Origin of the sequence: Janibacter sp. Soil728, from assembly GCF_001428305.1 — a bacterium.
Lineage (GTDB): Bacteria > Actinomycetota > Actinomycetes > Actinomycetales > Dermatophilaceae > Janibacter.
Genome location: NZ_LMRZ01000005.1, coordinates 150,554 through 173,631, shown reverse-complemented (window position 1 = coordinate 173,631; position 23,078 = coordinate 150,554). Strand labels below are relative to the sequence as shown.

At 69.6% G+C, this 23,078-nt stretch carries 24 protein-coding genes; 9 read left to right on the top strand and 15 right to left on the bottom strand.

Going from position 1 to position 23,078, the window contains the following annotated elements:
- Positions 1-21: 21 nt before the first annotated feature.
- From ASG73_RS11535 to ASG73_RS11525, 3 genes are read right to left on the bottom strand one after another with little or no spacing between them, the layout of a single operon-like run.
- Positions 22-810, bottom strand: a complete 789-nt coding sequence (locus ASG73_RS11535) for an SCO1664 family protein (protein WP_055995098.1) — start codon at positions 808-810, stop codon at positions 22-24.
- A gap of 3 nt (positions 811-813) precedes the next feature.
- Positions 814-1,341 (bottom strand): DUF3090 domain-containing protein, encoded by a 528-nt coding sequence (locus ASG73_RS11530; RefSeq protein ID WP_055995095.1) that lies wholly within the window; start codon positions 1,339-1,341, stop codon positions 814-816.
- The gene (locus ASG73_RS11525; protein ID WP_055995092.1) at positions 1,338-2,054 is read right to left on the bottom strand and encodes an MSMEG_4193 family putative phosphomutase; all 717 of its coding nucleotides are present in this window, start codon (positions 2,052-2,054) and stop codon (positions 1,338-1,340) included. The genes ASG73_RS11530 and ASG73_RS11525 overlap by 4 nt, the downstream gene beginning before the upstream one ends.
- 49 nt (positions 2,055-2,103) lie before the next feature.
- Between ASG73_RS11525 and ASG73_RS11520 the strand changes: the two genes are divergently transcribed.
- The gene (locus ASG73_RS11520) at positions 2,104-3,108 is read left to right on the top strand and encodes a magnesium and cobalt transport protein CorA (protein ID WP_055995089.1); all 1,005 of its coding nucleotides are present in this window, start codon (positions 2,104-2,106) and stop codon (positions 3,106-3,108) included.
- Between the two features lie 22 nt (positions 3,109-3,130).
- Here the strand turns inward: ASG73_RS11520 and ASG73_RS11515 are convergent, their stop codons facing one another.
- Positions 3,131-3,466 carry a hypothetical protein gene (locus tag ASG73_RS11515; protein WP_055995086.1) on the bottom strand — a complete coding sequence of 112 codons (336 nt, stop codon included), beginning with the start codon at positions 3,464-3,466 and terminating at the stop codon, positions 3,131-3,133.
- A 38-nt stretch (positions 3,467-3,504) separates the two neighbouring features.
- On the opposite strand from ASG73_RS11515, the gene ASG73_RS11510 reads away from it, so the two are divergent.
- Positions 3,505-3,705: a DUF5703 family protein gene (locus ASG73_RS11510; RefSeq protein WP_442905375.1), complete on the top strand. Its 201-nt coding sequence runs from the start codon at positions 3,505-3,507 to the stop codon at positions 3,703-3,705.
- A gap of 24 nt (positions 3,706-3,729) precedes the next feature.
- On the opposite strand, the gene ASG73_RS11505 is transcribed toward ASG73_RS11510, so the two are convergent.
- The 3 genes from ASG73_RS11505 to ASG73_RS11495 are packed head-to-tail and all read right to left on the bottom strand — an operon-like array spanning position 3,730 to position 6,564.
- Positions 3,730-5,055, bottom strand: coding sequence for a M20/M25/M40 family metallo-hydrolase (locus ASG73_RS11505; RefSeq protein WP_055995079.1), 1,326 nt, complete (start codon positions 5,053-5,055; stop codon positions 3,730-3,732).
- Positions 5,052-5,777 (bottom strand): DUF3592 domain-containing protein, encoded by a 726-nt coding sequence (locus tag ASG73_RS17930; RefSeq protein WP_055995076.1) that lies wholly within the window; start codon positions 5,775-5,777, stop codon positions 5,052-5,054. The genes ASG73_RS11505 and ASG73_RS17930 overlap by 4 nt, the downstream gene beginning before the upstream one ends.
- 7 nt (positions 5,778-5,784) lie before the next feature.
- The gene (locus tag ASG73_RS11495) at positions 5,785-6,564 is read right to left on the bottom strand and encodes an alpha/beta hydrolase family protein (protein WP_055996014.1); all 780 of its coding nucleotides are present in this window, start codon (positions 6,562-6,564) and stop codon (positions 5,785-5,787) included.
- 51 nt (positions 6,565-6,615) lie between these two features.
- Here ASG73_RS11495 and ASG73_RS11490 point away from each other — a divergent pair, with 51 nt between their 5' ends.
- A complete protein-coding gene (locus ASG73_RS11490) occupies positions 6,616-7,383 on the top strand; it encodes an MOSC domain-containing protein (RefSeq protein ID WP_055995073.1) in 768 nt (255 codons plus the stop codon).
- Here the strand turns inward: ASG73_RS11490 and ASG73_RS11485 are convergent.
- The 4 genes from ASG73_RS11485 to ASG73_RS11470 form a co-directional block, all read right to left on the bottom strand.
- Positions 7,356-7,721, bottom strand: coding sequence for a VOC family protein (locus tag ASG73_RS11485; protein WP_055996011.1), 366 nt, complete (start codon positions 7,719-7,721; stop codon positions 7,356-7,358). The genes ASG73_RS11490 and ASG73_RS11485 overlap by 28 nt on opposite strands.
- Positions 7,722-7,830: 109 nt before the next feature.
- Positions 7,831-8,676: a MaoC/PaaZ C-terminal domain-containing protein gene (locus ASG73_RS11480; protein ID WP_055995070.1), complete on the bottom strand. Its 846-nt coding sequence runs from the start codon at positions 8,674-8,676 to the stop codon at positions 7,831-7,833.
- The gene (locus ASG73_RS11475; RefSeq protein WP_055995067.1) at positions 8,676-10,013 is read right to left on the bottom strand and encodes a 3-oxoacyl-ACP reductase; all 1,338 of its coding nucleotides are present in this window, start codon (positions 10,011-10,013) and stop codon (positions 8,676-8,678) included. Before ASG73_RS11475 ends, ASG73_RS11480 begins: the two co-directional genes overlap by 1 nt.
- Before the next feature lie 33 nt (positions 10,014-10,046).
- The gene (locus tag ASG73_RS11470; RefSeq protein WP_156466263.1) at positions 10,047-11,336 is read right to left on the bottom strand and encodes an acetyl-CoA C-acetyltransferase; all 1,290 of its coding nucleotides are present in this window, start codon (positions 11,334-11,336) and stop codon (positions 10,047-10,049) included.
- Positions 11,337-11,461: 125 nt separating this feature from the next.
- On the opposite strand from ASG73_RS11470, the gene ASG73_RS11465 reads away from it, so the two are divergent.
- On the top strand, positions 11,462-12,136 hold the full coding sequence (locus ASG73_RS11465; protein ID WP_055995061.1) for a TetR/AcrR family transcriptional regulator: 675 nt from the start codon (positions 11,462-11,464) through the stop codon (positions 12,134-12,136).
- Between the two features lie 109 nt (positions 12,137-12,245).
- On the opposite strand, the gene ASG73_RS11460 is transcribed toward ASG73_RS11465, so the two are convergent.
- On the bottom strand, positions 12,246-13,130 hold the full coding sequence (locus ASG73_RS11460) for a TetR family transcriptional regulator (protein WP_200946810.1): 885 nt from the start codon (positions 13,128-13,130) through the stop codon (positions 12,246-12,248).
- Positions 13,131-13,288: 158 nt separating this feature from the next.
- On the opposite strand from ASG73_RS11460, the gene ASG73_RS11455 reads away from it, so the two are divergent.
- From ASG73_RS11455 to ASG73_RS11435, 5 genes are all read left to right on the top strand, one after another.
- The gene (locus ASG73_RS11455) at positions 13,289-14,245 is read left to right on the top strand and encodes a cyclase family protein (RefSeq protein ID WP_055995058.1); all 957 of its coding nucleotides are present in this window, start codon (positions 13,289-13,291) and stop codon (positions 14,243-14,245) included.
- Between the two features lie 7 nt (positions 14,246-14,252).
- Positions 14,253-15,899 (top strand): AMP-binding protein, encoded by a 1,647-nt coding sequence (locus ASG73_RS11450; RefSeq protein WP_055995054.1) that lies wholly within the window; start codon positions 14,253-14,255, stop codon positions 15,897-15,899.
- Positions 15,892-16,944, top strand: coding sequence for a phosphotransferase family protein (locus ASG73_RS11445; RefSeq protein ID WP_055995053.1), 1,053 nt, complete (start codon positions 15,892-15,894; stop codon positions 16,942-16,944). Before ASG73_RS11450 ends, ASG73_RS11445 begins: the two co-directional genes overlap by 8 nt.
- 88 nt (positions 16,945-17,032) lie before the next feature.
- Positions 17,033-18,202, top strand: a complete 1,170-nt coding sequence (locus tag ASG73_RS11440) for an acyl-CoA dehydrogenase family protein (RefSeq protein WP_055995050.1) — start codon at positions 17,033-17,035, stop codon at positions 18,200-18,202.
- 57 nt (positions 18,203-18,259) lie between these two features.
- Positions 18,260-20,194, top strand: coding sequence for an acyl-CoA dehydrogenase family protein (locus tag ASG73_RS11435; RefSeq protein WP_055995047.1), 1,935 nt, complete (start codon positions 18,260-18,262; stop codon positions 20,192-20,194).
- A gap of 14 nt (positions 20,195-20,208) precedes the next feature.
- Here the strand turns inward: ASG73_RS11435 and ASG73_RS11430 are convergent, their stop codons facing one another.
- From ASG73_RS11430 to ASG73_RS11420, 3 genes are all read right to left on the bottom strand, one after another.
- Positions 20,209-21,894, bottom strand: a complete 1,686-nt coding sequence (locus tag ASG73_RS11430) for an ABC-F family ATP-binding cassette domain-containing protein (RefSeq protein WP_055995044.1) — start codon at positions 21,892-21,894, stop codon at positions 20,209-20,211.
- A gap of 71 nt (positions 21,895-21,965) precedes the next feature.
- A complete protein-coding gene (locus tag ASG73_RS11425) occupies positions 21,966-22,199 on the bottom strand; it encodes a superinfection immunity protein (protein ID WP_055995042.1) in 234 nt (77 codons plus the stop codon).
- A 15-nt stretch (positions 22,200-22,214) separates the two neighbouring features.
- Positions 22,215-23,054: a PhzF family phenazine biosynthesis protein gene (locus ASG73_RS11420; RefSeq protein ID WP_055995040.1), complete on the bottom strand. Its 840-nt coding sequence runs from the start codon at positions 23,052-23,054 to the stop codon at positions 22,215-22,217.
- Between the last annotated feature and the right edge of the window lie 24 nt (positions 23,055-23,078).

Below are 23,078 nucleotides of genomic sequence, written 5' to 3'. Positions count from 1 at the left end.
GGACAGCCTACGAGGTCCCGGTCACAGCGGTGGCCACGGGATGGCTGGCCACTCCCCGGAGGGCTCAGGGTGCGTGCCTGCCGTCAGCAGGGACTCCGCCCGCGCGCCCAGGGCATCCACCTCGAGGGAGGTGAGCAGGACACCGAGCTCGGCGACCACGTCTTCGCGCTCCAGCGCTCCTGCCAGACGGGTGAGCCGGGCCAGATCCTCCTGCGGGATCGGCTCACCGGCCCACCCCCACAGCACCGTGCGCAGCTTGGGCTCGGCGCTCAGCCCCACCCCGTGGTCGATCCCCCAGAGGCGGCCGTCGTGGAGCAGGAGGTGACCACCCTTGCGGTCAGAGTTGTTGAGGACCGCATCCAGGACGGCCATCGATCGCAGGCGAGGGTCGTCGGGGTGCGAGAGGTGGAGGGGGGCGCCCCCTTCGTCCTCGCCCTCCAGGACCACGAGGTTGCCGGCGGGGACGGCGTGGGGCGGGGTCACGGCGACCGGCGTAGGGCACAGGCTGGTCACCTCGCCGATCCATCGCTGCACCGCTCCGGGACCGGCCGGACCGTCGCGCCAGACCGTCTCGGGCACGAGGTCGAAGCCCCCGAGATCACTGATCCGCGCCGCCGCGACCTCGCGGGCAGCCAGGGTGCCGTCGGGGAAGTCCCAGAGCGGGCGCTCCCCGTCCACGGGCTTGTAGGCGACCGTCACCGCGGGCGCGCCGGCACGACGCACCTCACCGACGAGCACGACATTGCTCGCGAGCGGGTGACGGCCGAGGATGACGAGCTCACCGGCGGCGAGGGAAGGGGGCGTACCCACGGGTCAGCGCTTGTAGCCGTTGGCTCGGGGACAGATGTGCCCGCTCTCGTCGACCGGACCGCCGCAGAAGGGGCAGGGCGGTCGTCCGGCGCGCACGACGGTCTCGCAGCGGCGGGCGAAGGCGCGGGCCTGGGCGGGCGGGAGCCAGGCACGCAAGGTGCTGTGCTCCTGCGTCGGGTCGAGCTCGTCGATCTCATCGGGGTCGTGGTCGTGCGCCTCGATGAGCACGACGTGCCGGTCGTCGTCCCAGGACAGCGCGAGTGCGCTGACCCGGAAGTCCTCGGAGATGGGCGTGTCCAGCGGGGCGTTGTCCGCCGCTGCGGCCGCGGCAGCGATCGTGGCCTCCCGCCCGGCGACCTGGTCGAGCAGCTCACCAATCCGCTCCGCTAGCACCTGCGCGTGCAACTTCTCGAGGGCGACCTGCACGCGGCGCGTGCCGTCGCTGGCCTGGAGGAAGAAGGTGCGCTGTCCGGCGGGGCCCACCGTGCCCAGCACGAAGCGCTCCGGAGGGTCGAACTCGACGACGGTCATGACCCCGACCCTAGCCCCGCGCCCCCGCCGACCGCGGCGTCCCCGCCCGTCGTGGACTCTGCCGTCGGCACCGGCGGACGAAGGGAGGAGCTCCCGGTGTCGTTGCTGCGCAAGAGCATCGGGCGCGACTGCGTGTAGTGCACGACGGAGATCGAAGCCGGGTCGACGTGCACGCGCTGGAAGTCGTCGAGCGGCGTACCCACCGCGTCGGCGATGATCGACTTGATGACGTCACCGTGGCTGACCGCCGCCCAGACGGCGTGCGCGCCGTGCTCCTTGCTGACCGCCGCGTCGATCTCACGGATCGCCGCGACGGCTCGCTCGGCCATCGCGGCGATCGACTCCCCCGGGAAGGTCTCGCCATCGGGGAAGACGGCCTTGCTCGGGGTGTCCTGGACGGTGCGCCACAGCGGCTCCTTGACGAGCTCCTTCAGCGAGCGGCCGGTCCACGCCCCGTAGCGGCACTCCCCCAGGCCTTCGTGGACCTGGGCCCCGAGGCCGTGGGCACCGAGCAGAGGCTCGGCCGTCTCGCGGCACCGTTGGAGCGGTGAGGTCGCGAGGTGCACGAGGGGCGTGCCGTCGAGCCGGTCGACGAGCGCTGCGGCCTGCTCGATCCCGGTCTCGTCGAGGGCGACACCCTCCGTCCAGCCCGCGAGGACACCTTGGGTGTTGGCGGTCGACCGCCCGTGCCGGATGAGGATGCAGTACGCCACGCCAACCACCTTAGGCGCCCGACCCGAGTGGGCCTGAGACGATGCCGGGATGATCGTCGACCAGGCCCGCTACAGCGCAGGACACCGCCAGCCCTGCGAGGACATCGGGCAAACCCTCGAGGAGATCCGCGCGAGCGACTCGCAGGACTTCCTGTGGATCGGCATGCGCGATCCCTCCGCGGAGTCGTTCGACCAGGTCTCAGGGGCGCTCGGCCTGCACCGGCTCGCCGTCGAGGACTCGGTCAAGGGCGACCAACGACCCAAGATCGAGCGCTACGGCGATGTGCACTTCGTCGTCCTGCGGCCGCTGCGCTACGTCGAGGCCACCTCTGACGTGGAGTCCGGGGAGCTCATGGTCTTCGTCGGTCCCGACTACATCGTGACCGTCCGGCGTGGCGAGGCCGGCCCCCTCGCAGGACTGCGCAGCCGGCTCGAGGAGCACGGCCACGGCGCGCTGCGACACGGGCCGTGGGGCGTCTTCCACGCCATCATCGACTTCGTCGTCGACCAGTACCTCGAGATCGAGGACGAGCTGCAGATCGACCTCGACGAGATCGAGTCGAGTGTCTTCTCCTCCGGCCGTACCGTCGACACCAGTGACATCTACGCGCTCAAGCGTGAGGTCCTGGAGTTCAAGCGAGCCGCGCAGCCGCTCGCCCGACCGCTGTCACAGCTCGTCGGACCCACGACCCCCGTACCCGGCGAGGAGCTCCGGCTGCTCTTCCGCGACGTGTTCGACCACCTGTCGCTCGTCAACGACAACACCGAGTCGCAGGACCGGCTGCTGTCCGACGTCCTGAGCGCCCACCTCGCCCAGGTCGGGGTCCAGCAGAACCAGGACATGCGCAAGATCTCGGCGTGGGCCGCGATGGCTGCGCTCGCGACGATGATCGCCGGTGTCTACGGGATGAACTTCGAGGGCATGCCCGAGCTGTCCCTGAGCGTGCACGTCGGTGATGGCGAGTTCTACTACGGCTACCCGCTCGCCCTGCTGGCGATGGCTCTGCTGTGCCTCGTGCTCTACCGGCTCTTCAAGCGGTCCGGCTGGCTGTGAGTCGGACCGTGGCCGGTGGGGCTCAGCGCTTGGACTCGTCCGAGTCGTAGTCCTCGCCGTCCAGACCGGAGTAGGTCTGGTCGTCCTCCGAGTCGTCGTCGTAGTCGTCATCCGAGTCGTCGTCAGAGTCATCATCGTCGTCGTCATCGACCATGAACTGCTCGTCGACGACGACAAGGGGCGTCATCTCACCGGTCGCGTCGTGGAGGGCGTCGTCGTAGGCCTCGAAGGCATCGGCCAGGTCCTCGTAGGCGGCGACAACCGTCGGGTCGTCCTCGCCACGACGCTGGGAGGAGGCTTCGAGGTGGCGCTCGAAGGCGGCGATCAGCTGGTTGAGTGCGGGGCGCGGGTCGCTCATGGGCCTGACGCTACAGCCCTTGGGCCACAATGGCACTGATGCCCGAGTACGAGTTCCGCACCATCCAGTTCCCCAGGGGCGCTGGACGCGCTGCCATCCGCCAAGAGCTGACCGACCACGCCGAGTACGGCCACTGGGAGCTGCACCGCACAGTCGTCTATCTCAGCGGGATCGAGAGGGCCTGGTTGCGACGAAAGATCATTCGGGTCCCGCGCCCGCCGACCCTCCCGTCGCGCTGAGTCCGCCCGTCTGCCGACCCGCCCTCAGCAGTCCTCGACGAGACGCCACAGCACCTTGGCGCCGAACTCCAGCGACTCCAGGGGCACTCGTTCGTCGATGCCGTGGAACATGGGGGCGAAGTCGAGATCGGCGGGCAGGCGCAGCGGCGCGAACCCGTAACCGGTGACGCCGATCGTCGACAGCGCCTTGTTGTCCGTCCCACCGGAGAGGCAGTACGGCAAGATCGACGCCTCCGGGTCCTCCGCCAGAAGCGCGGCCTGCATCCGGTCGACCAGGTCCCCCTCGAAGGGGGAGTCCAGCGAGATGTCCCTGTGGTCCACGACGACCTCGACGTGCTCGCCGGCCAGCTCGCGGATGGTCGACATGAGGTCCTCCTCGTGGCCGGGGAGGAAACGGCAGTCCAGTGCCGCCGAAGCGGTCTGCGGGATGACATTGTGCTTGTACCCGGCGTCGAGCATCGTCACATTGGCCGTGTCCTGCAGCGCCCCTCGCACGAAGCCGGCAGCCGGGCCGATGCGCTCGAGGAGTGCCTCTGCATCCTCGTCGCTGTAGCCGACACCGGTGATCTCGGAGAGCCCGTCGAGCAGACCGCGCACGGAGACGATGAACTCGCGGGGCCACTTGTGGGCGTCGATCCGCGAGATCGCCTCGGCCAGATGGACGATCGGGTTGTCGGACGTCGGGACGGACCCGTGGCCCGCGGTGCCCTTGGCCTCGAGGTGCAGCCAGGCAATCCCCTTCTCCGCGGTCTGCAGCAGGTAGGCCCGGTGCGGCAGGCCCTGCGCGTCCTCGACGGTGACGCTGTAGCCGCCGACCTCGCTGATCGCCTCGGTGACCCCCTCGAAGACCTCGGGGTGCTCCTTGATCATGAACTGGCTGCCGAGGACTCCCCCGGCCTCCTCGTCGGCGAAGAAGACGAAGAGCAGGTCCCGCGGCGGCACGGTCTCGGTGCGGGCGAGCTGCCGTACGCACGCGAGCATCATGGCGACCATGTCCTTCATGTCGACCGCGCCCCGTCCCCAGAGGCAGCCGTCGCGTTCCACCCCGTCGAAGGGGGGAACGCTCCAGTCCTCGGCATTGGCCGGCACGACGTCGAGGTGGCCGTGGATGCACAGCGCGCCCCGCTCTCGGTCGGCGCCGGGGACGCGGACGGAGACGGTCGTGCGGCCGGGCTCGGACTCGAAGACCTGCGGTTCGAGGCCGACCTCGCGCAGCTGGGCGACGACGTAGTCGGCAGCCTCGCGCTCCCCCGGACCGTCCTGGCCGGGGCCGTAGTTGCTCGTGTCGATGCGCAGCAGGTCGCGGCAGATGCGCACGACCTCCTGCTCGGGCGCGGTGATCTCGCTCATGACCGCAGCCTACGTCCGCGCCGTCGGTGGCCGCGGGCGACGTGGACCGCGAAGACCGCGAGGCACCCCGCGACCGCGGCGAGCCCCATGACGAGCCCGGTGCGGTCGCTGCCGCCCAGGTCGGAGCTCGCCGGGTCCTGCGGGTCGTAACGGACGGTGACCTCGTCCCCGGCCCGGTCGTCGCCGCTGCACTCGGACGCACCGGTGCGGTTGGTGCCGGCGACGACGTACGCGTAGGTGCAGACGTGGCGACGGCCTCCCTTCGACCATCCGCCTCGCTGCTCGAGGACCACACCCGTCGTCGAGGCCACCCGAGCAGTCGCGTCGCGGTAGTCGTCGGCGAGGAGCAGTGGGATCCCGACGACGAAGAAGAGCGCCGCCGGCGCCACGACCAGGACGAGGAGGACCGCGCGGAGCCGGCGCCACTCCCGCGTCGGCCCGGCGGGAGGGCTCGAGGTGCGGCCGAGGAGGTGGTCGAGCCGCTCGGGCCAGCGCTCGTCGGCCAGCCCGGCGTCCATCAGGAGGTCCCGGACATCCAGACGGGCCAGCTCGAAGGCCGCCTCCAAGCGCCCTTCGTCACCGTCGGCGACGAGCAGGAGAGCAGCCTGCTCCCGCTCCGTGCGACCGACCACGCAGATCTCGACCGCGAGCCGTTCGGCCTCCGAGCCGAAGTCTCGACGCAGCCGTCTGGCGATGCGGGTGGGGAGTCGATCGATCGACATCGTCGGCTCAGTCGATCTCCGGCGTGAAACCCGGTAGGTAGGGGTCGGCCCAGGCGGCGATCAGCTGGGCGGCCCGCGCGGCGTCCCGGGCACCGGTGAGCAGGTGGTCGGCCCCGTCGAGGCTGATGAAGGACTTCGGGTGCTTCGCTGCGCGGTAGAGCCCCTCGGCGTTGGCGAGCTCGACGACCTCGTCCTGCGGCGAGTGGAGGATGAGGAGGGGCCTCCCGAGCCGGGCGGCCTGCTCGTCGACGTCGACCGACCGGATGTCCTCGAGGAACTCGCGACCCACGACGACCCGCTGGCCACCGAGCAGCACCTCCGCGCGCCCCTCCCGCTCGACCTCGGGGACGACCGACGCGAAGAGGTGCGCGACGTGCGCGGGGTCGTCCGGCGCACCGATGGTGGCCAGTGCCGCCACCTCAGGGATGCGCCCGGCCGCCGCGATGACCGCGGCGCCACCGAGCGAGTGACCCACCAGGAGAGAGGGCGCCCCGTGGTGAGCTCGCAGCCAGTCGGCCGCGAGGACGATGTCCGCGACATTGGACGAGAATGTCGACTCCGCGAACTCCCCGCCCGAGTCGCCGAAACCGGTGAAGTCGAAGCGCAGGACGGCCAGGCCCCGCTCGCACAGCGCCCTGGAGACCCTCCTCGTCGCCGGGTGCCGGCGACCACCGGTGAAGCAGTGCGCCATCAGGGCGTACCCCTCGGGCTCCTTGGGTGGCATGTCGAGGGTCCCCACGAGGGTCTCGCCGCCCGTTCCGCTGAAGGTGATCTCTGTCGGCTCCATGGTGCGAGCATGCCAAACCGAGCGGGCCGGCACCGACTGGTTGACTGAGGCATGCACGTCACCCGGATCGGCCTCACCCCGCTCAAGGGCGCCCGCCACGCCCAGCTCGATCAGGTGGCGCTCGAACGCCAAGGACCGGTGGGCGACCGCGTCTTCTGCCTGGTCGAGGCCGACCGGCCCCACGTCCTGCGCACGGTCGACAACCCGCGGATGCTCCTCGTCGACGCAGCGTGGGACGGGTCGACCCTCACGGTCGGCGCCCCCGGGCAGGGTGTCGTCTCCGAGGTCCCCGGCACCACCGGCGAGGAGCTCGTGAGCGACTACTGGGGGCGTGACGCCCGGCTCGAGATCATGGCCTCACGCCATGCGCAGCTCCTGGGGCGCCATCTGGGACGCGAGGTGCGCCTGGCGCGCACGCGCCGTCCCGGTGAGGTCGTCTACGGCGCGCCCGTCTCGATCGTCACGACGAGCGCCCTCGCGTCCTTGTCCGAGCCGGAGTCCGAACGCTTCCGCGCCACCTTCACCATCGACGCCGAGCGCGACCCCGCCCCGGGCACGGTGCTGGCGATGGGTGGAGCCGTGGTGCGCGTGCGCGCGGCCATCCCCCGGTGCCGGGTCATCGACCTCGACCCGACGACCGGACGACTCGACCGGACGCATCTGGCCACCCTGGCGGGCCGGCCGCGCCCGGTCGGGCTGCTCCCGTTCGGTGTGGACGCGGACGTGCTCGTGCCGGGCACGGTCCGGACCGGCGACCCGGTCACTGCCGAGCACGGCGAGGAGGGCGAGGGTCAGCCCGCGTCGGTGGTGCCCTCGTAGAGCCCGATGTGGTTGCCATCGGGGTCGGCGAGGACGGCGAACCAGCTGGTCTCGGAGATCGGCGACTTGTCCATGACGACCGAGCCCCCGGACGCCGTGGCCTTGGCCAGCGTGTCGTCGATCGAGTCGACCTCGACATAGGAGCGTGGGTGCTCGAAGCCGTCGCCTCGCGGTGCCAGCCCGCCGCCGCTGATCTTGTTGGGCGCCTGCCACATGGGATAGCCCTCGTAGCCGGGGATCTCCGCGATCTGCCAGCCGAAGAGCCCGCTGTAGAAGGTCGTGGCCGTCTGCATGTCGGCGACCGGGATGTCGATGTGGGTGATGTCTCCGTGTGCCATGCCGTCAAGCATGGCAGCCACATGTGACACGCGCCACACACCGATGCGGCAGGGGCACGCCGAAGGCCCGTGTCTCCTTGCGGGACACGGGCCTTCGACACAGCCGAGATCAGCTCAGGCTGAGCACCAGGTGCTCTGTCTCGGGCTTGCGCGAGCTGCGCAGACCCGCAACGACCTGGTCACCGCTCTTGTCGATGACGAAGTCGACCTTGCCCGGGAGCAGGACCGGCTTCTTGAACCACACGTGGCTCGTGCACGGACCGCTGGTCACGGGACCGATCGCACCGAGGACTCGGGCATAGGTCCACATGCCGTGCGCGATGGCCTTGGGGAAGCCCATCGCCTTGGCCGTGACGGCGCTCATGTGGATCGGGTTGATGTCGCCGGAGGCGAGTCCGTAGGTGCGACCGAGGCCGCCCGGCAGGCTCCACCTCGCCGCTGCCTGCCCGGTCGGGATCGTCGGCGGCTGCTCACCGCGCTCGGCCCCGGCGTCGCCGCGACCGCGTGCGAGATAGGTCGAGCGACCCTCCCAGACCCGCTCCCCGTCGACGTCCACCTCGGTGACGAGGTCGACGACCTTGCCCTTGGGGTGGGCACGCAGGTTGTCCGCCGACACGGTGATGTCCAGCGCCTCGTCGAAGCGGATCTCACGGTGGACCGTGATGACGTTCTCGACGTGGACCAGACCCATGAGGGGCAGGGGGAACCCCTTGCCCGCCATGAGCTGCATCTGCAGCGGGAAGCCCACGACGTGCGGGTAGGTGTGCGGCAGCACGTCACTGTTGTTGAAGCCGCAGATCCGCTGGTACGCGAGCAGGTCGCTCCGGTCGACCGCGTGGCCGGCCAGCCGCAGCTGCGTGTCCGGCAGGTCCTTGCCCGGGCTCTTGCCGGGCAGGGCGGCCTTGGCATAGATCGGGCCGAGCGCCGGGATGCTCTTGACGGTCTTGACGGCCATCAGGCGCCCAGGATCATCTGACCGCACACGCGCACGGTGTCACCCGTGACGGCGCGGTTGCTGTCCCAGGCGAACCAGCCGATCGTCTCGGCGACGTCGACCGGCTGACCACCCTGCGAGAGGGAGTTGGTCAGGCGACCGATCTCGCGGGTCGCGAGCGGGATCTTGGCCGTCATCTCGGTCTCGATGAAGCCCGGGGCGACCGCGTTGACGGTGATGCCCTTGGCGAGCACCTGCGGGTCCTTGGCCAGGCTCGAGGTCATGCCGATGACGCCGGCCTTGCTCGCACCGTAGTTGGCCTGACCGCGGTTGCCCGCGATGCCCGCGATGGACGAGACGTTGACGATGTGCCCACCCTCGTTGATCGCCGGGACGAGCGCCTCGTTCATCTTCAGGATCGACAGCAGGTTGACGTTGAGGACCGAGCCCCAGCGGTCGGCGTCGGTGTTGACCAGGAGCTTGTCCCGGGTGATGCCGGCGTTGTGCACGACGATGTCGAAGCCACCGTGCAGCTGCGCGGCGTGCTCGACGATCTTGGTGCCCGCGTCCTCGGCCGTGACGTCGACCTGCAATGCGGTGCCACCGATCTTGTTGGCCACCGCGGCCAGTGGACCGCCGGCGGCAGGGATGTCGACGCAGACGACGGTCGCGCCGTCGCGGGCGAGGACCTCGGCGATGGCCGCGCCGATGCCGCGAGCGGCACCGGTGACGACGGCGACCTTGCCCTCGAGCGGGGCGTCCCAGCTCTGCGGCAGCTCGATGTCGGCGACCGCGTCACCGACGTGCACGACCTGCGCGGAGACGTAGGCGGAGCGCCCGGAGAGGAAGAAACGGACCGTGGCCTCGGCGTTGGCGTCCGCGCCTTCGGCGACGTAGACCATGTTGGCCGTGCCACCGGCACGCATCTCCTTGCCGACGGAGCGGACGATGCCCTCGAGGGCGCGGCGGGCCGCGGCCTGGGCGACGTCGTCGGTGTCCGCGACCGGACGGCCGATGACGATGACCCGGCCCGTGGGGGCGAGGGTCTTCAGGGCCGGGGCGAGGATCCCGCGGAGGGTCTCCAGGTCGGCCGGCGTCCTGGCCTGGGTCATGTCGACGATGACACCGGCGACCGAGGTCGACGGCGACGTGGCGATCTGCACCCCGTCGGCGGACAGGACCTCGGTCAGCACAGCAGCGACGGGAGCGTCACCGTGGCCGGCCAGGAGCACCGCACCGTTGATGAGCGGGGCACCTGCCTTGTGGCGACGCAGGGTGGTCGGCCGCGGGAGACCGAGGGTGTTGGCGATCTGCTTGCCCAGACCGGAGCTGACGAACTTGCCGTACTCGAATCCCATGTGGGTTCTCCTTGAAAAAAGGTCGGGGAAGGCTCAGGCGCCTTCGAGGATGGCCACGACGCCCTGTCCACCTGCGGCGCAGATGGAGATCAGGCCGCGGCTGCCCGCGCCCTTGGCGTGGAGCATCTTCGACAGGGAGGCCACGATCCGGCCGCCGGTGGCGGCGAAGGGGTGACCGGCAGCCAGCGAGGAGCCGTTGACGTTGAGCTTGTCGCGGTCGATGGAGCCGAGCGCGCCGTCACTGCCCAGCTTCTCGCGGCACCACTCGTCGTTCTCCCACGCCTTGAGCGTGGACAGCACGGTAGCGGCGAATGCCTCGTGGATCTCGTAGTAGTCGAAGTCCTGGAGGGTGAGGCCCTGACGCTCGAGCATGCGCGGGATGGCGTAGGCGGGGGCCATGAGCAGACCCTCGGCGCCGTGGACGTAGTCCACCGCGGCGGCCTGACCGTCGACGAAGTAGGCGAGCGGGGTCAGACCCTGCTCGGCCGCCCACTCGTCGGAGCCCAGCAGCACGACGGACGCACCGTCGGTCAGCGGGGTGGAGTTGCCGGCGGTCATCGTCGCGTCGTCGCCCTTGCCGAAGGCCGGCTTGAGCTTGGCGAGCTTCTCCATCGAGGAGTCGGCACGCAGGTTCTGGTCCCGGGAGACACCCATGAAGCTGGTCATGAGGTCGTCCTGGAAGCCCTCGTCGTAGGCACGCGCGAGGTTGTGATGGCTCTTCATGGCCAGCTCGTCCTGCGCCTCGCGCGTGATGCCCCACTTCTTGGCCGTGATGGCCATGTGGTCGCCCATCGACAGACCGGTGCGCGGCTCGACATTGGCCGGCGTGGAGATGCCGATGTCGGTCGGGCGGATCCTGGCCAGGGCGAGGACCTGGGCCTTGCCGCCCTTCGCGCGGTTGACCTTGAGCAGCTTCTTGCGCAGCGACTCGGTCACCATGATCGGTGCGTCGGACGCAGTGTCGACGCCGCCGGCGACGCCCGCCTCGATCTGGCCGAGCTTGATCTTGTTGGAGACGAGGATGGCGGCCTCGAGGCCGGTGCCACACGCCTGCTGGAGGTCGTAGGCGCTGGTGGTCGGTGCGAGGGCGGAGCCGAGGACCGCCTCACGGGTGAGGTTGAAGTCGCGGGAGTGCTTGATGACCGCACCGCCGACGACCTCGTCGAGGTGCTTGCCACCGAGGTTGTACCGGGCGACGAGGCCGTCCAGGGCAGCAGTGAACATGTCCTGGTTGGACGCCTCGGCGTACGGGCCGAACTGGCGGGCGAAGGGGATGCGGTTGCCACCGAGAACGGCAGCACGACGCGGCAGGTTGTTAGCCACCACAGGTCTCCTGGTCGTGAGTTGGAGTCGATTCGGGACCAGGGCGTGTGGCCCTGGTCCCATCCGTGCACTTATACGATACGGACGGTAGCAGGTACCGTCAGTACCTGCTACCGTCGAGCATTGTGAGCACCACCACCGACGGCCGCAGCGCCCGCTGGGAGGCGCATCGTCAAGAGCGACGCAAGACGCTCGTCGAATCGGCGATCCGCACCATCCGCACGCGGGGCGCTTCTGTGGGCATGGACGAGATCGCCTCCGAGGCAGGGACCTCCAAGACGGTCTTCTACCGTCACTTCACCGACCGGCACGGCCTCTACCAGGCGGTTGCTGATCGCGTCGACGAGCTGATCCTGCGCGACATCGGCACGGTCCTCGGGCAGAACACCAAGGGTGCGGGCCTGAGCGCCCTCGACCTCGACCCACAGGCGGTCATCCGTGCGGCGATCGACGCCTATCTCCAGCTCGTCGAGCGCGACCCCGAGCTCTACCGCTTCATCGTCTCCGCCCCCATCGTCGGCGGCACCACGTCCGGCAACGCCGCCGAGGCAGTCGCCAACGCGACCGGCAGGATGGCTGGTCAGATCAGCGACCTCATCGCGGCCGCCTTCGTCGACCGGGGCAATGACCCGGCACCTGCCCGCCTGTGGGGCCATTCCCTCGTCGGCCTGGTCCGTGCCGGCGCCGATGCCTGGCTCGTCGGCCTCGCCGGGGACTTCTCCCGTGAGGAGCTCACCGACCAGCTGACCAACCTCGCGTGGTCCGGCATCAAGATCGCCTGGAAGCGCCCCTCCGACTGACCTGCATTGCCCTAGGGCAATGCAGGTTTCGTTGCCGTTCGTCTGCATTGCCCTAGGGCAATGCAGCAGTGGATCGACACCACCGTCGCGTAGGTGTCCGGCGGCCGAGTCAGTCGCCCTGGGGCCGCTTGGCCGGGTCGCACTGCACGAGGTCGAGAGCGAAGTCGACATAGGAGGCAGCGACCTGCTCCGGCGATGAGTCCCCACCGTGCCGGTACCACTGCGGGATGGCGGTGCACATCGTCACCACGGCCCGAGCCGCCTCTCGAGGACGGGGCGTGCCGAAGGCCCCGTTCAGGCAGCCGGCCAGGACCTCGGAGTCGATCCGAGCCTGCTCCTCTCGGCGCGCGTGAGCGATCCGCTCGCGTGCCGGCCCCGCCAGGCTGCGCATCTCGGTCGCGCCGATGAAGCCCAGCTCGCGCCGGTGGCTGTGGAAGAGCGCCTGGCACTCGACGAGGACAGCGAAGCGGGTCCACGGGTCGTCCGTCGTCGCGACGGCCGCAGTGGTGCGCAGCTGCAGCTCTTCCATCGTCGTGTCGAGGATCGTCACGAGGAGCTGCTGCTTGCTCGAGTAGTGGTGATAGAGACCGGCGACCGAGAGGCCGGCGCGCTCGGCCACGCCGCGCATCGTCGACCCGTGGTAGCCCAGCTCGAGAAAGCTCGCCAGCGCACCTCTCAGCGCAGGGTGCAGCTCGAGTGGCTCGTAGTGACGCCAGTCCCCCACACCCGCCTGCGCGGAGTCCCCCGCGGCGACACCCCAGCGCTCGTCACGGATCGGTTCCGCGATGCCGACGAGCAGGCGATCAGCACGCACACCGAGCGCGTCGGCCAGGGTCACGACACGCTCGGACGAGATGCCGACGCGGCCGTTCTCGATCGCACTGACGGTGCCGATGCTCACGCCGATCTGGTGCGCCAGCTGCCGCACCGTCAGGCCCCGCCGATGCCTCAGCTCGCGCACGGCGCGGCCCATCGACGTCCGGTGGAGTGACACCGCCGCACCCTCCAGCACCCGGACCACCTCCCTTCCTCCCGTGTTCAGATCCGCTGAACAGAGTCATCGTTGACAACGGTAGACCCTGATAGCACGGTAGTCATGTCTGCACCTGAACCTAGTGATTGTTCGATATTTCCATCGCTCAAGGAGACGTCATGACCAACCCTGCACCCGACCTGACCGACCTGCTCAAGGACTCCCCGTCGAACTGGGGCAAGTGGGGGCCGGACGACGAGGTGGGCAGCCTGAACTACCTCGGGCCCGAGCAGGTCATCGCCGCCGCCGGACTCATCCGCAGCGGCAAGGTCTTCCCCATCCAGCGACTCATCGGCGACCCCAAGGGTGACCCGGTCTGGCCCAGCCGCAAGCCAGCCGTTCGCACCCAGCTCCTCGACGAGTCCACCTGGGACTCCGACGACGCACCGGCCTTCCCCGGGGGTCTGCACTACGCCGACGACAAGATCGAGGCCTTCCTCCAGGGGTCGACGCAGTACGACGCTCTCGGTCACGTCTGGTACGGCGGCAAGCTGTGGAACGGCTACGACGCACGGACCACGGTCGGTGGCATGGACAAGGCAAGCGTCCGGCCGATCGCCGACCGTGGGGTCGTGGGCCGGGCCGTCCTGCTGGACATGGCTCGCTTCCTCGGCAAGGACTACCTGGAGTCGGCCGAGACCTACACCCACGACGACCTCCTCGCCTGCGCGGCGAAGCAGGGTGTCGAGCTGCGCAAGCGCGACATCATCATCATCCGCACCAACTACCTCGCCCTCTTCCACAAGCTCGGTGACGCGTTCTACGAGGACTTCTGCGAGCCGGGCCTGCAGTACAGCCCGGAGCTGGTCCAGTGGTTCGCCGACATGGAGATCCCCAACCTCGTCACGGACACCATCGCCAACGAGGTCACCACGGATCCCGACACCGGAGTTGCCCTCACGCTCCACAACGCCCTCATGCGCAACCTCGGGATCGCCTTCACGGAGATCGTCGACCTCGAAGCCCTCGCGGCGGACTGCGCCGAGGACGGCGTCTACGAGGTCTTCTACGCGGCTGCGCCCCTCAAGGTCGACCGGGGCAGCGGCTCGCCCGTGAACCCCATCGTCATCAAGTGAGGCGGCGATGACGTCGTACGACGACAAGCCGTGGCTGGGCCTGTACGGAGACCAGACCGCCACGATGGAGCTTGAGCACCCCTCCGCGCTGGACATGTTCAGGGCGGGCGTCGGGTCCGATCCCGACGGGGATGCCGTCAAGTACTTCGATGGCGTCCTCAGTCGGGGTGAGCTGGACGAGCTGAGCGATGCCCTGGCCTGCGGTCTGCTGACCGAAGGGTTCGCACCTGGTGACCGGTTGGCCGTCTACCTGCAGAACATCCCGCAGTTCGTCATCGCGATGATCGCCGCGTGGAAGGCCGGCGGGATGCTCGTGTCGATCAACCCGATGAGTCGCGAACGAGAGCTGACATACCTCCTCAAGGACTCCGGGGCCACCGTCCTGCTGTCCCAGGAGGGGCTCTACGACGAGGTCGCCCGCCACGTCGTCCCGGAGTCCACCGTGCGTCTGGTCCTGACGACGAGCGAGCTCGAGTACCAGAGCGAGGCGGACGAGCGGCTCTTCGTCGGCAGCACCCGCGCCCGTCACGACGGTACGACCGATCTGGCAGACCTCATGGACCGTCACCGCGGTCAGACACCTCCGCCGGTCAGTCCGACGGCGCAGGACATCGCCTTCCTCACCTACACCTCGGGGACCACCGGACAACCGAAGGGAGCGATGAACACCCATGGCAATGTCGTCTTCACCGCCATGGTCTATCGCGACTGTGCGAAGTTCGCCCCCGGCGGCTCGGTGCTGGCCATCGCACCGCTCTTCCACATCACCGGTCTCATCGGGCACATCGCCGTCAGCCTCCTGGCGCCGATGCCCCTTGTGCTGGCCTACCGCTTCGAGCCCGGGGTCATCCTCGACACCCTGACGCGGCACCGTCCGACGTGCACGATCGGGGCGATCACTGCCTTCAACGCGCTGCTCGATCACCCCGATGTCACCGAGGACCACTTCGCGTCGCTGCAGACGGTCTACTCGGGCGGGGCGGCGATCTCACCCACGGCCGAGCGTCGGTTCCGGGAGGCGACGGGACGCCAGGTGCACAACGCCTATGGGCTCACCGAGACGACCAGCCCCATGACGCTCACCCCCTTCGGGTCGGCCTCACCGGTCGACCCCGCGTCAGGCGCGCTCTCGGTCGGCGCGCCAGTGCCCTCGACGATCGTGCGCATCCAGGACGACGACGGCAATGACGTCCCCCTCGGCGAGATCGGCGAGATCGTCGCCGAGGGTCCGCAGGTCGTCGCGGGCTACTGGAACAAGCCCGAGGAGACCGCGGCGTCCCTGCCCGGCGGAGCACTGCACAGCGGGGACGTCGGGTTCATGAACGAGGACGGCTGGATCTTCATCGTCGACCGCAAGAAGGACATGATCAACGCGTCGGGCTACAAGGTCTGGCCGCGCGAGGTCGAGGACGTGCTCGCCGAGCATCCGGCAGTCCGCGAAGCGGCCGTCATCGGCGTCCCCGACGACAAGCGGGGCGAGACCGTCAAGGCCTTCATCAGCCTCCGCCAGGGCCAGCACGTGGAGCCGGAGGAGATCATCGCCTTCTGCAAGGAGCGGATGGCGGCCTACAAGTACCCTCGCCAGCTCGAGATCATCGAGGAGCTCCCCAAGACGGTGACGGGCAAGATCCTGCGCAGGCAGCTTCGTGGCTGAGCCGACGACAACGCCGACGGTCGGCGATCTGCCGGGACTCCCCCTTCGCCGGCTCGGTCCGTACCTCCGCGAGCAGGTGAGCGAGATCAGCGATGCCCCACTGCAGGCATCGCTGATCTCGGGCGGCCGCTCCAACCTCACCTACCTGCTCACCGACGGTGAGCGTCGCTGGGTCCTGCGGCGACCACCGCTGGGCTTGGTCCTCGAGAGCGCCCATGACATGGGGCGCGAGTTCCGCATGATCGACGCGCTCCACGCCTCCGCGGTCCCCGTCCCGCGACCGGTGCACCTGGCCGGCCCCGCGGGCGAGGCCATCGTGGGGGCGCCCTTCTTCGTCATGGGCTTCGCCGAAGGGGAGGTCCTGAGGGATCACGAACAGCTCGCCTCCGTGGCGCACCCGCAGAGCCTGACGCGACACCTGATGCAGACGCTTGCCGAGCTGCACGCCGTCGTTCCCGACGACGTGGGCCTGGGTGAGCTCGGGCGCGCTGACGGGTATCTCGAGCGACAGCTCGACCGGTGGCTGCGACAGGTGGCCTCCATCGACGCACCCCTGCAGGCCCGCTTCGAGGAGGTTGCGGCCTCCCTTCGCCACCGCCTGCCGACGACGCAGCGCACGCGACTCGTCCACGGCGACTACCGACTGGACAATGTCGTCGTCGGCGATCAGGAGGAGATCGTCGCGGTCCTGGACTGGGAGATGGCCACCCGCGGGGACCCGCTGGCCGACATCGCCTCCACGCTTGTGTGGTGGGACGGCATGCGGGGCCTCGACTCTCCGGTCGCCGCGCACCCCGGCGACGTTCGCGGCTACCCGGGACGCGAGGCGCTGGTGGACGCCTACGCGGAGGCGTCCGACCTTGATCTGAGCGAGCTCGACTGGTACCTCGGTTTCGCCTTCTACAAGATCGCGGCGATCTTCGAGGGGATCCGCCACCGCCACGACGAGGGACTGACCATGGGTGACGGGTTCGACCGACTCGGTCCGCTCGTCCCTCACCTCCTCGACTCCGCCGCAGCCGCCTTCGCCAGCCACCACCCCTGAGGACGACGATGACCAACAGCGCACCCCTACCACTGCCCCAGCCCTCCGAGCGTGCCGAGCAGCTGCGCATCACGATGCAGCGCGCTTCATGCGCGACGAGGTCCTTCCCGCGGAGGCGACCTACGCGAGCCAGCGAGCCCAGGGTGACCTGCACGACCCACCGCCCGTGCTGGAGGAGCTGAAGTCGCGAGCCAAGCAGCTCGGCCTGTGGAACACCTTCTTGCCCGCAGAATCGGGACTGACCCAGCTCGAGTACGCACCCATCGCCGAGCTCGCGGGGTGGAGCCTGGAGCTGGGACCGGAGGCCATCAACGGTGCCGCCCCGGACACCGGCAACATGGAGCTGCTCCACCTCGTGGGTACCCCGCAGCAGCAGCGGGACTGGCTCGAGCCGCTGCTGGACGGCCGTGTCCGCTCGGCCTTCGCGATGACCGAGCCGGATGTCGCGAGCAGCGACGCCACCAACATCCGCACGAGCATCGAGCGCGACGGCGACACCTATGTCATCAACGGTCGCAAGTGGTGGACCAGCGGCGCCATGGACCCGAGGTGCCAGGTCCTCGTCGTCATGGGACGCACCCACCCCGACGCCGAGACCCACCGACAGCAGTCCATGGTGCTCGTCCCCACCGACACCCCAGGGGTGCGGATCGTGCGTGACCTGCCCGTCTTCGGCCACCACGACCAGCACGGCCACGCCCTCGTCGAGTTCACCGATGTGCGCGTCCCGGTCACCAACCTCCTCGGTGACGAGGGCGGCGGCTTCGCCGCGGCCCAGATGCGACTCGGCCCGGGCCGCATCCACCACTGCATGCGGGCACTCGGCGCTGCCGAGCGCGCCCTGGCGCTGCTGGTGGCCCGTGCCACGAGTCGCGTCGCCTTCGGCGGGCCGCTGAGCGATCAGGGCGTCGTCCAGCAGCAGATCGCCGAGTCGCGGCTGGAGATCACCCAGGCGCGCCTGATCTGCCACCAGGCCTGCCAGGTCATCGACACCGAGGGCAACCGCGCGGCCCGGCACCTCGTCGCCATGGCCAAGGTGGCCGTACCCCGCGCTGCCACCCGGGTCATCGACCGCGCGATCCAGGTCCACGGTGGAGCGGGCATGACCGACGTGACGCCGCTGTCGGCGATGTACGCCTGGCACCGCGCCATGCGCCTCTTCGACGGCCCCGACGAGGTCCACCTGCGATCCCTGGCGCGCACCGAGCTCGGCAGCACGCCCGAGCTGCCGCCGGGAGTGATCCGCATCCCGCAGTGACGCCGCGAGGACGCCTCCGGCGCCCACGTGCTGGCCTGATCTGCGACGATGCGAGACATGAGCGCCGAGCAGATCAAGGACCCAGTCGCCGAGCAGATCCGGACCGTCCTCGACGGGCGGTGGGAGGCCATCAGGCAGGAGCTGCGTGCCGATGAGCGCTTCCCCGTCGCGCAGCCCGACCTGCGACTGGATCTGGACGAGCACCGTCAGCGCACCCTGGACCTCGTCGCTGCGCTGAGCACGACGGAGCTGGTGCACGCCACCCTCCCGGAGTCCGTCGGGGGCACCGGCGACGTCGGCGCATCGGTCACCGGTCTGGAGATGATCGGGCACGGTGACCTGTCGGTCTTCGTCAAGGCTGGCGTGCAGTTCGGCCTCTTCGGCGGGGCCATCGTCAACCTCGGGACCGAGCGACACCACGAGCGCTACCTCCCGAGCATGGCGGACCTGTCCATCCCGGGGTGCTTCGCGATGACCGAGACGGGTCACGGCTCCGACGTGCAGTCGATCCTCACGACCGCCACGCACGACCCCGAGACGGACGAGCTGGTGATCCACTCCCCTTCGCCTGCTGCTCGCAAGGACTACATCGGGGGCGCCGCCCGGGACGGCCGGTTGGCCGCCGTCTTCGCCCAGCTGGTCGTCGGCGGCGCGAGCCAGGGTGTCCACTGCGTCCTCGTGCCGATCCGTGACGATGCCGGCCGCCCGATGCAGGGGGTGACGATCAGTGACTGCGGGGCCAAGATGGGACTGCTGGGCGTCGACAACGGCCGGCTGATGTTCGACCAGGTCCGGGTTCCACGCGCCAACCTGCTGGGCAAGTACGGCGACATCGACGACGAGGGCCGCTACTCCTCCCCCATCGAGAGCATCAACCGCCGCTTCTTCACCATGCTCGGCACTCTCGTCCGCGGACGGGTCACGGTTGCTGCCGGCGCGGGGGCAGCCGCCCGTAGCGCGCTGACGATCGCCGTCCGCTACGGCCTGCAGCGCACGCAGTTCCACTACCCCGACGGCGAGCACGAGGTCGTCGTGCTCGACTACCGCGCCCACCAGCGCAAGCTCCTCCCGCGTCTGGCGAAGTCCTACGCGCTGGCCTTGGCGCAGAACGCCCTGGTGGAGAAGCTGGCGGCCATCAACTCAGGTGACATCACCGACGACGGCGAGCAGCGCGAGCTCGAGGCACGCGCGGCCGGGCTCAAGGCGATCACCACCGAGCATGCGACCGACACGATCCAGGTCTGCCGCGAGGCCTGCGGCGGCGCCGGCTACATGGCGCTCAACCGGTTCGCCGACCTCAAGGCGGACACCGACGTCTTCACGACCTTCGAGGGCGACAACACCGTCCTGCTCCAGCTCGTGGCCAAGGGCATGCTCACCGAGTACAAGAGCGACTTCCAGGAGCTCGACACCCGACGCGCGATCCTCTTCGGCGCTCGCCAGGTGACCACCTCGGTCATCGAGCGCACCATCGGTGGCTCGCTCATCCAGCGCCTGATCTCGGGTGCCCCGGGCAAGGACGGCGACGACGCCCTGCTCGACCGGGGCGGCCAGCTCGCCTTCTTCGAGGACCGCGAGTCGCACCTCACCGAGACGCTGGCGATGCGCCTGCGCAGGGCCGGTGATGACGACGCCGACGCCTTCAAGGTGTTCAACGAGGCACAGGACCACCTCCTCGACGCAGCCCGTGCCCACGTCGACCGGATCATGCTCGAGGCCTTCGTCACCGCCATCAACGAGGCGCCCGACGGGCCCGGTCGCGACCTGCTCGACCTGGTCTGCGACCTCTTCGTCTTCAGCACCGTCGAGGCCGACCGGGCGTGGTTCATCGAGCACGGCCGTCTCAGCTCCAGCCAGTCGAAGGGAGTCGTGGCGCGAGTCAACCAGCTGTGCGGCGAGCTGCGTCCGCATGCTGCCACCCTCGTCGGTGGATTCGGCATCCCCGACGCCTGGCTGACCACCGAGATGATGGCCGACCTCGCCGAGTTCTGAGGGTGGGGTGCACCTCAGCGTGCGCGGGCGACCCGCCCTTCGTCCCAGACGGGGCCGTCGGTCTCCCGCACCCGACCGTCCGCCCCGTAGACGAGGTAACGGTCGAAGTCCCGGGCGAACCAGCGGTCGTGAGTGACGGCGAGGACCGTCCCCTCGAAGGCATCCAAGCCCTCTTCGAGCGCCTCGGCGGACTCGACGTCGAGGTTGTCGGTGGGCTCGTCGAGCAGCAGCAGGGTGGCGCCGGACAGCTCGAGCAGCAGGATCTGGAAGCGCGCCTGCTGACCACCCGACAGTGACTCGAAGACCTGCTCGCCCTGGTGGGCCAGCTCGTAGCGGTCGAGCACCCGGCTGGCGGCCTCGCGCCCCAGACCGGAGCGGTGGTCATCACCGCGGTGCAGGATCGCCAGCAGGGTGCGACCGATCAGCTCCGGGTGCTCGTGGGTCTGCACGAACCAGCCAGGGCGCACTCGCGCGCCGAGCCGGGCCAGACCGGTGTGGGCGACGGGCGCGATGACGGCTTCACCGACCGGCAGGTTGTCCATCTCCGGGTCGGTGCCACCGGCGGCGAGCAGCCGCAGGAAGTGTGACTTGCCGGATCCGTTGGACCCGAGAACGGCCACCCGCTCGCCGTACCAGACCTCCAGGTCGAAGGGCTGCATGAGACCCGTCAGCTCGAGCCGCTCGCAGACGACGGCGCGCTTGCCGGTGCGGCCGCCGTGAAGGCGCATCGTGACCTTCTGCTCGCGAGGCTGCTCGCTCGGCGGCCCCTCGGACTCGAAGCGCGCCAACCGGGTCTGTGCCGACTGGTAGCGCGTGGCCATGTCGGAGTTGTACTTGGCCTTCTGCCTGTACATGAGCACGAGCGCCTTGAGCTTGGCGCGCTCCTCGTCCCAGCGCTTGCGCAGCTCCTCGAAACGGGCGAAGCGCTCCTGCCGGGCATCGTGGTAGCTGCCGAAGCCGCCCGGGTGCGTCCACACCCGGTTGCCGGCGCTGCCGAGCTCGACGGTGACGACGCGGGTCGCGGTGTTGGCGAGCAGCTCACGGTCGTGGCTGATGTAGAGGATCGTCTTGTCCGAGGCACGGATCTGCTCCTCCATCCAGATCTTGCCCGGGACGTCGAGGTAGTTGTCGGGCTCGTCGAGCAGGAGCACCTCGTCGGGCCCGCGCAGCAGGTACTCGAGGACGAGCCGCTTTTGCTCGCCACCGGAGAGGGTCGACAGCTCGCGGTACTTGCACCGCTCGAAGGGGACACCGAGACCGGCGATCGTGCACACGTCCCAGACGACCTCTTGGTCGTAGCCGCCCGCGTCGCCGTAGTCGGACAGCGCCGTCGCGTACTGCATCTGGGTGCGCTCGTCCTCGGTCTCCATCAGGCGCAGCTCGAGTCGGTCGACCTCGGCAGCGGCGGCTCGGACGGCCTTGGGAGAGACCGACATCAGCAGATCGGCGACGGTGGGCGTCTCCCCCAGCCCGGCCCCGACGTGCTGGCGCATGATGCCGAGCCCACCGGTGCGGGCGACCGCGCCGGCGTGCGGTGTCAGCTCGCCGGTGATGATGCGCATGAGGGTGGTCTTGCCCGCGCCGTTGGCCCCCACGAGCGCGACCTTGGCTCCCTCGCCGACGCGGAAGGAGACCTCGTCGAGCAGCACCCGCCCGTCAGAGAGCTCGTATCGGACTCCGGTCACATCAACATGTCCCACGAAGGGGGATCCTTCCCCATCGCGGCGTCCTCACCAACCGGGTTGACCGCGCGACCTCAAGGAGATGCGGGTCAGCGCACCTGCAGGATGCGGTGCTCCTTGATCGACATGACCAGGGCGACGACCCAACCGACGACGGTCCAGCCCAGGAGCAGGTTGACCCAGAACACCGACCACGCGTTGTGCGTGCCGCGCACGGCGGCGATCGCCCACGGCAGCATGTAGCCGGCGGAGAGGATGGCGACGATGATCGCCACGGGAGCGCTGACGACGCGCGTCTTCTGGTCGGTCACGATGCGAGGCATACCGCCAGCCTACGGTCACAGGCTGATGGTGCCCCGGACCAGGGTGGTGGTCGCCCCGCCGACCCAGACCGTCCCGTCGTCGTCGCCATCGATGGTGACGAGACCCTCGCGACCGACCTTGCTCCCCTGGGTCGCGGTATATCGCTGCGGCGCTTCCCCGGTGCCGATCAGCCACTGGGCGATGCTCGCGTTGAGGCTGCCCGTGACCGGGTCCTCGACGGCCAGGTCGCCGACCAGTGCGCGGGTCTCGTAGAGCACTTCGCTCCCAGAGGGGTGGAACCCGACCAACCCCAGCTTGCACCCCCGCAGCCGTGACCAGTCCGGCTCGAGAGCCAGGACGTCATCGGCGGACGCGAGCCGGATCGCCACCCAGCCGGGTCCGTTGTCGACCCATTGGTGGGACACGACGGCTTCACGTCCGATGCCCAGCCCCGTGCAGATGCTCCGGAGGTCTGCGTCGTCGACGAGTCCCCCACGCACGATCGGTGGCGCAGCGAAGGCCAGGCCGGTCTTCCCCCTTCGCACCTCGATGAGGCCCGCAGCGCACTCCTGCACCACGCCGCCCTCCGCACGAGGGACACCACCGTGCTCGAGCCAAGCATGCGCCGTGCCGAGCGTCGGATGCCCGGCGAAGGGAAGCTCCCGGGATGGGGTGAAGATGCGCACCCGGTAGTCCGCGGCGCTGGTCGTGGGCGGCAGGACGAAGGAGGTCTCGGAGAGGTTGCTCCACAGTGCGACGCGTTGCATCTGCTCGTCGGTCAGATCCTCGGCGTCGACGATGACCGCGAGCGGGTTGCCGCGGTAGGGCTGTGAACCGAAGACGTCGACCTGGGCGAAGGGGCGGGTGCGGGGCATGACGTCATCATCGCGCAGGCAGGA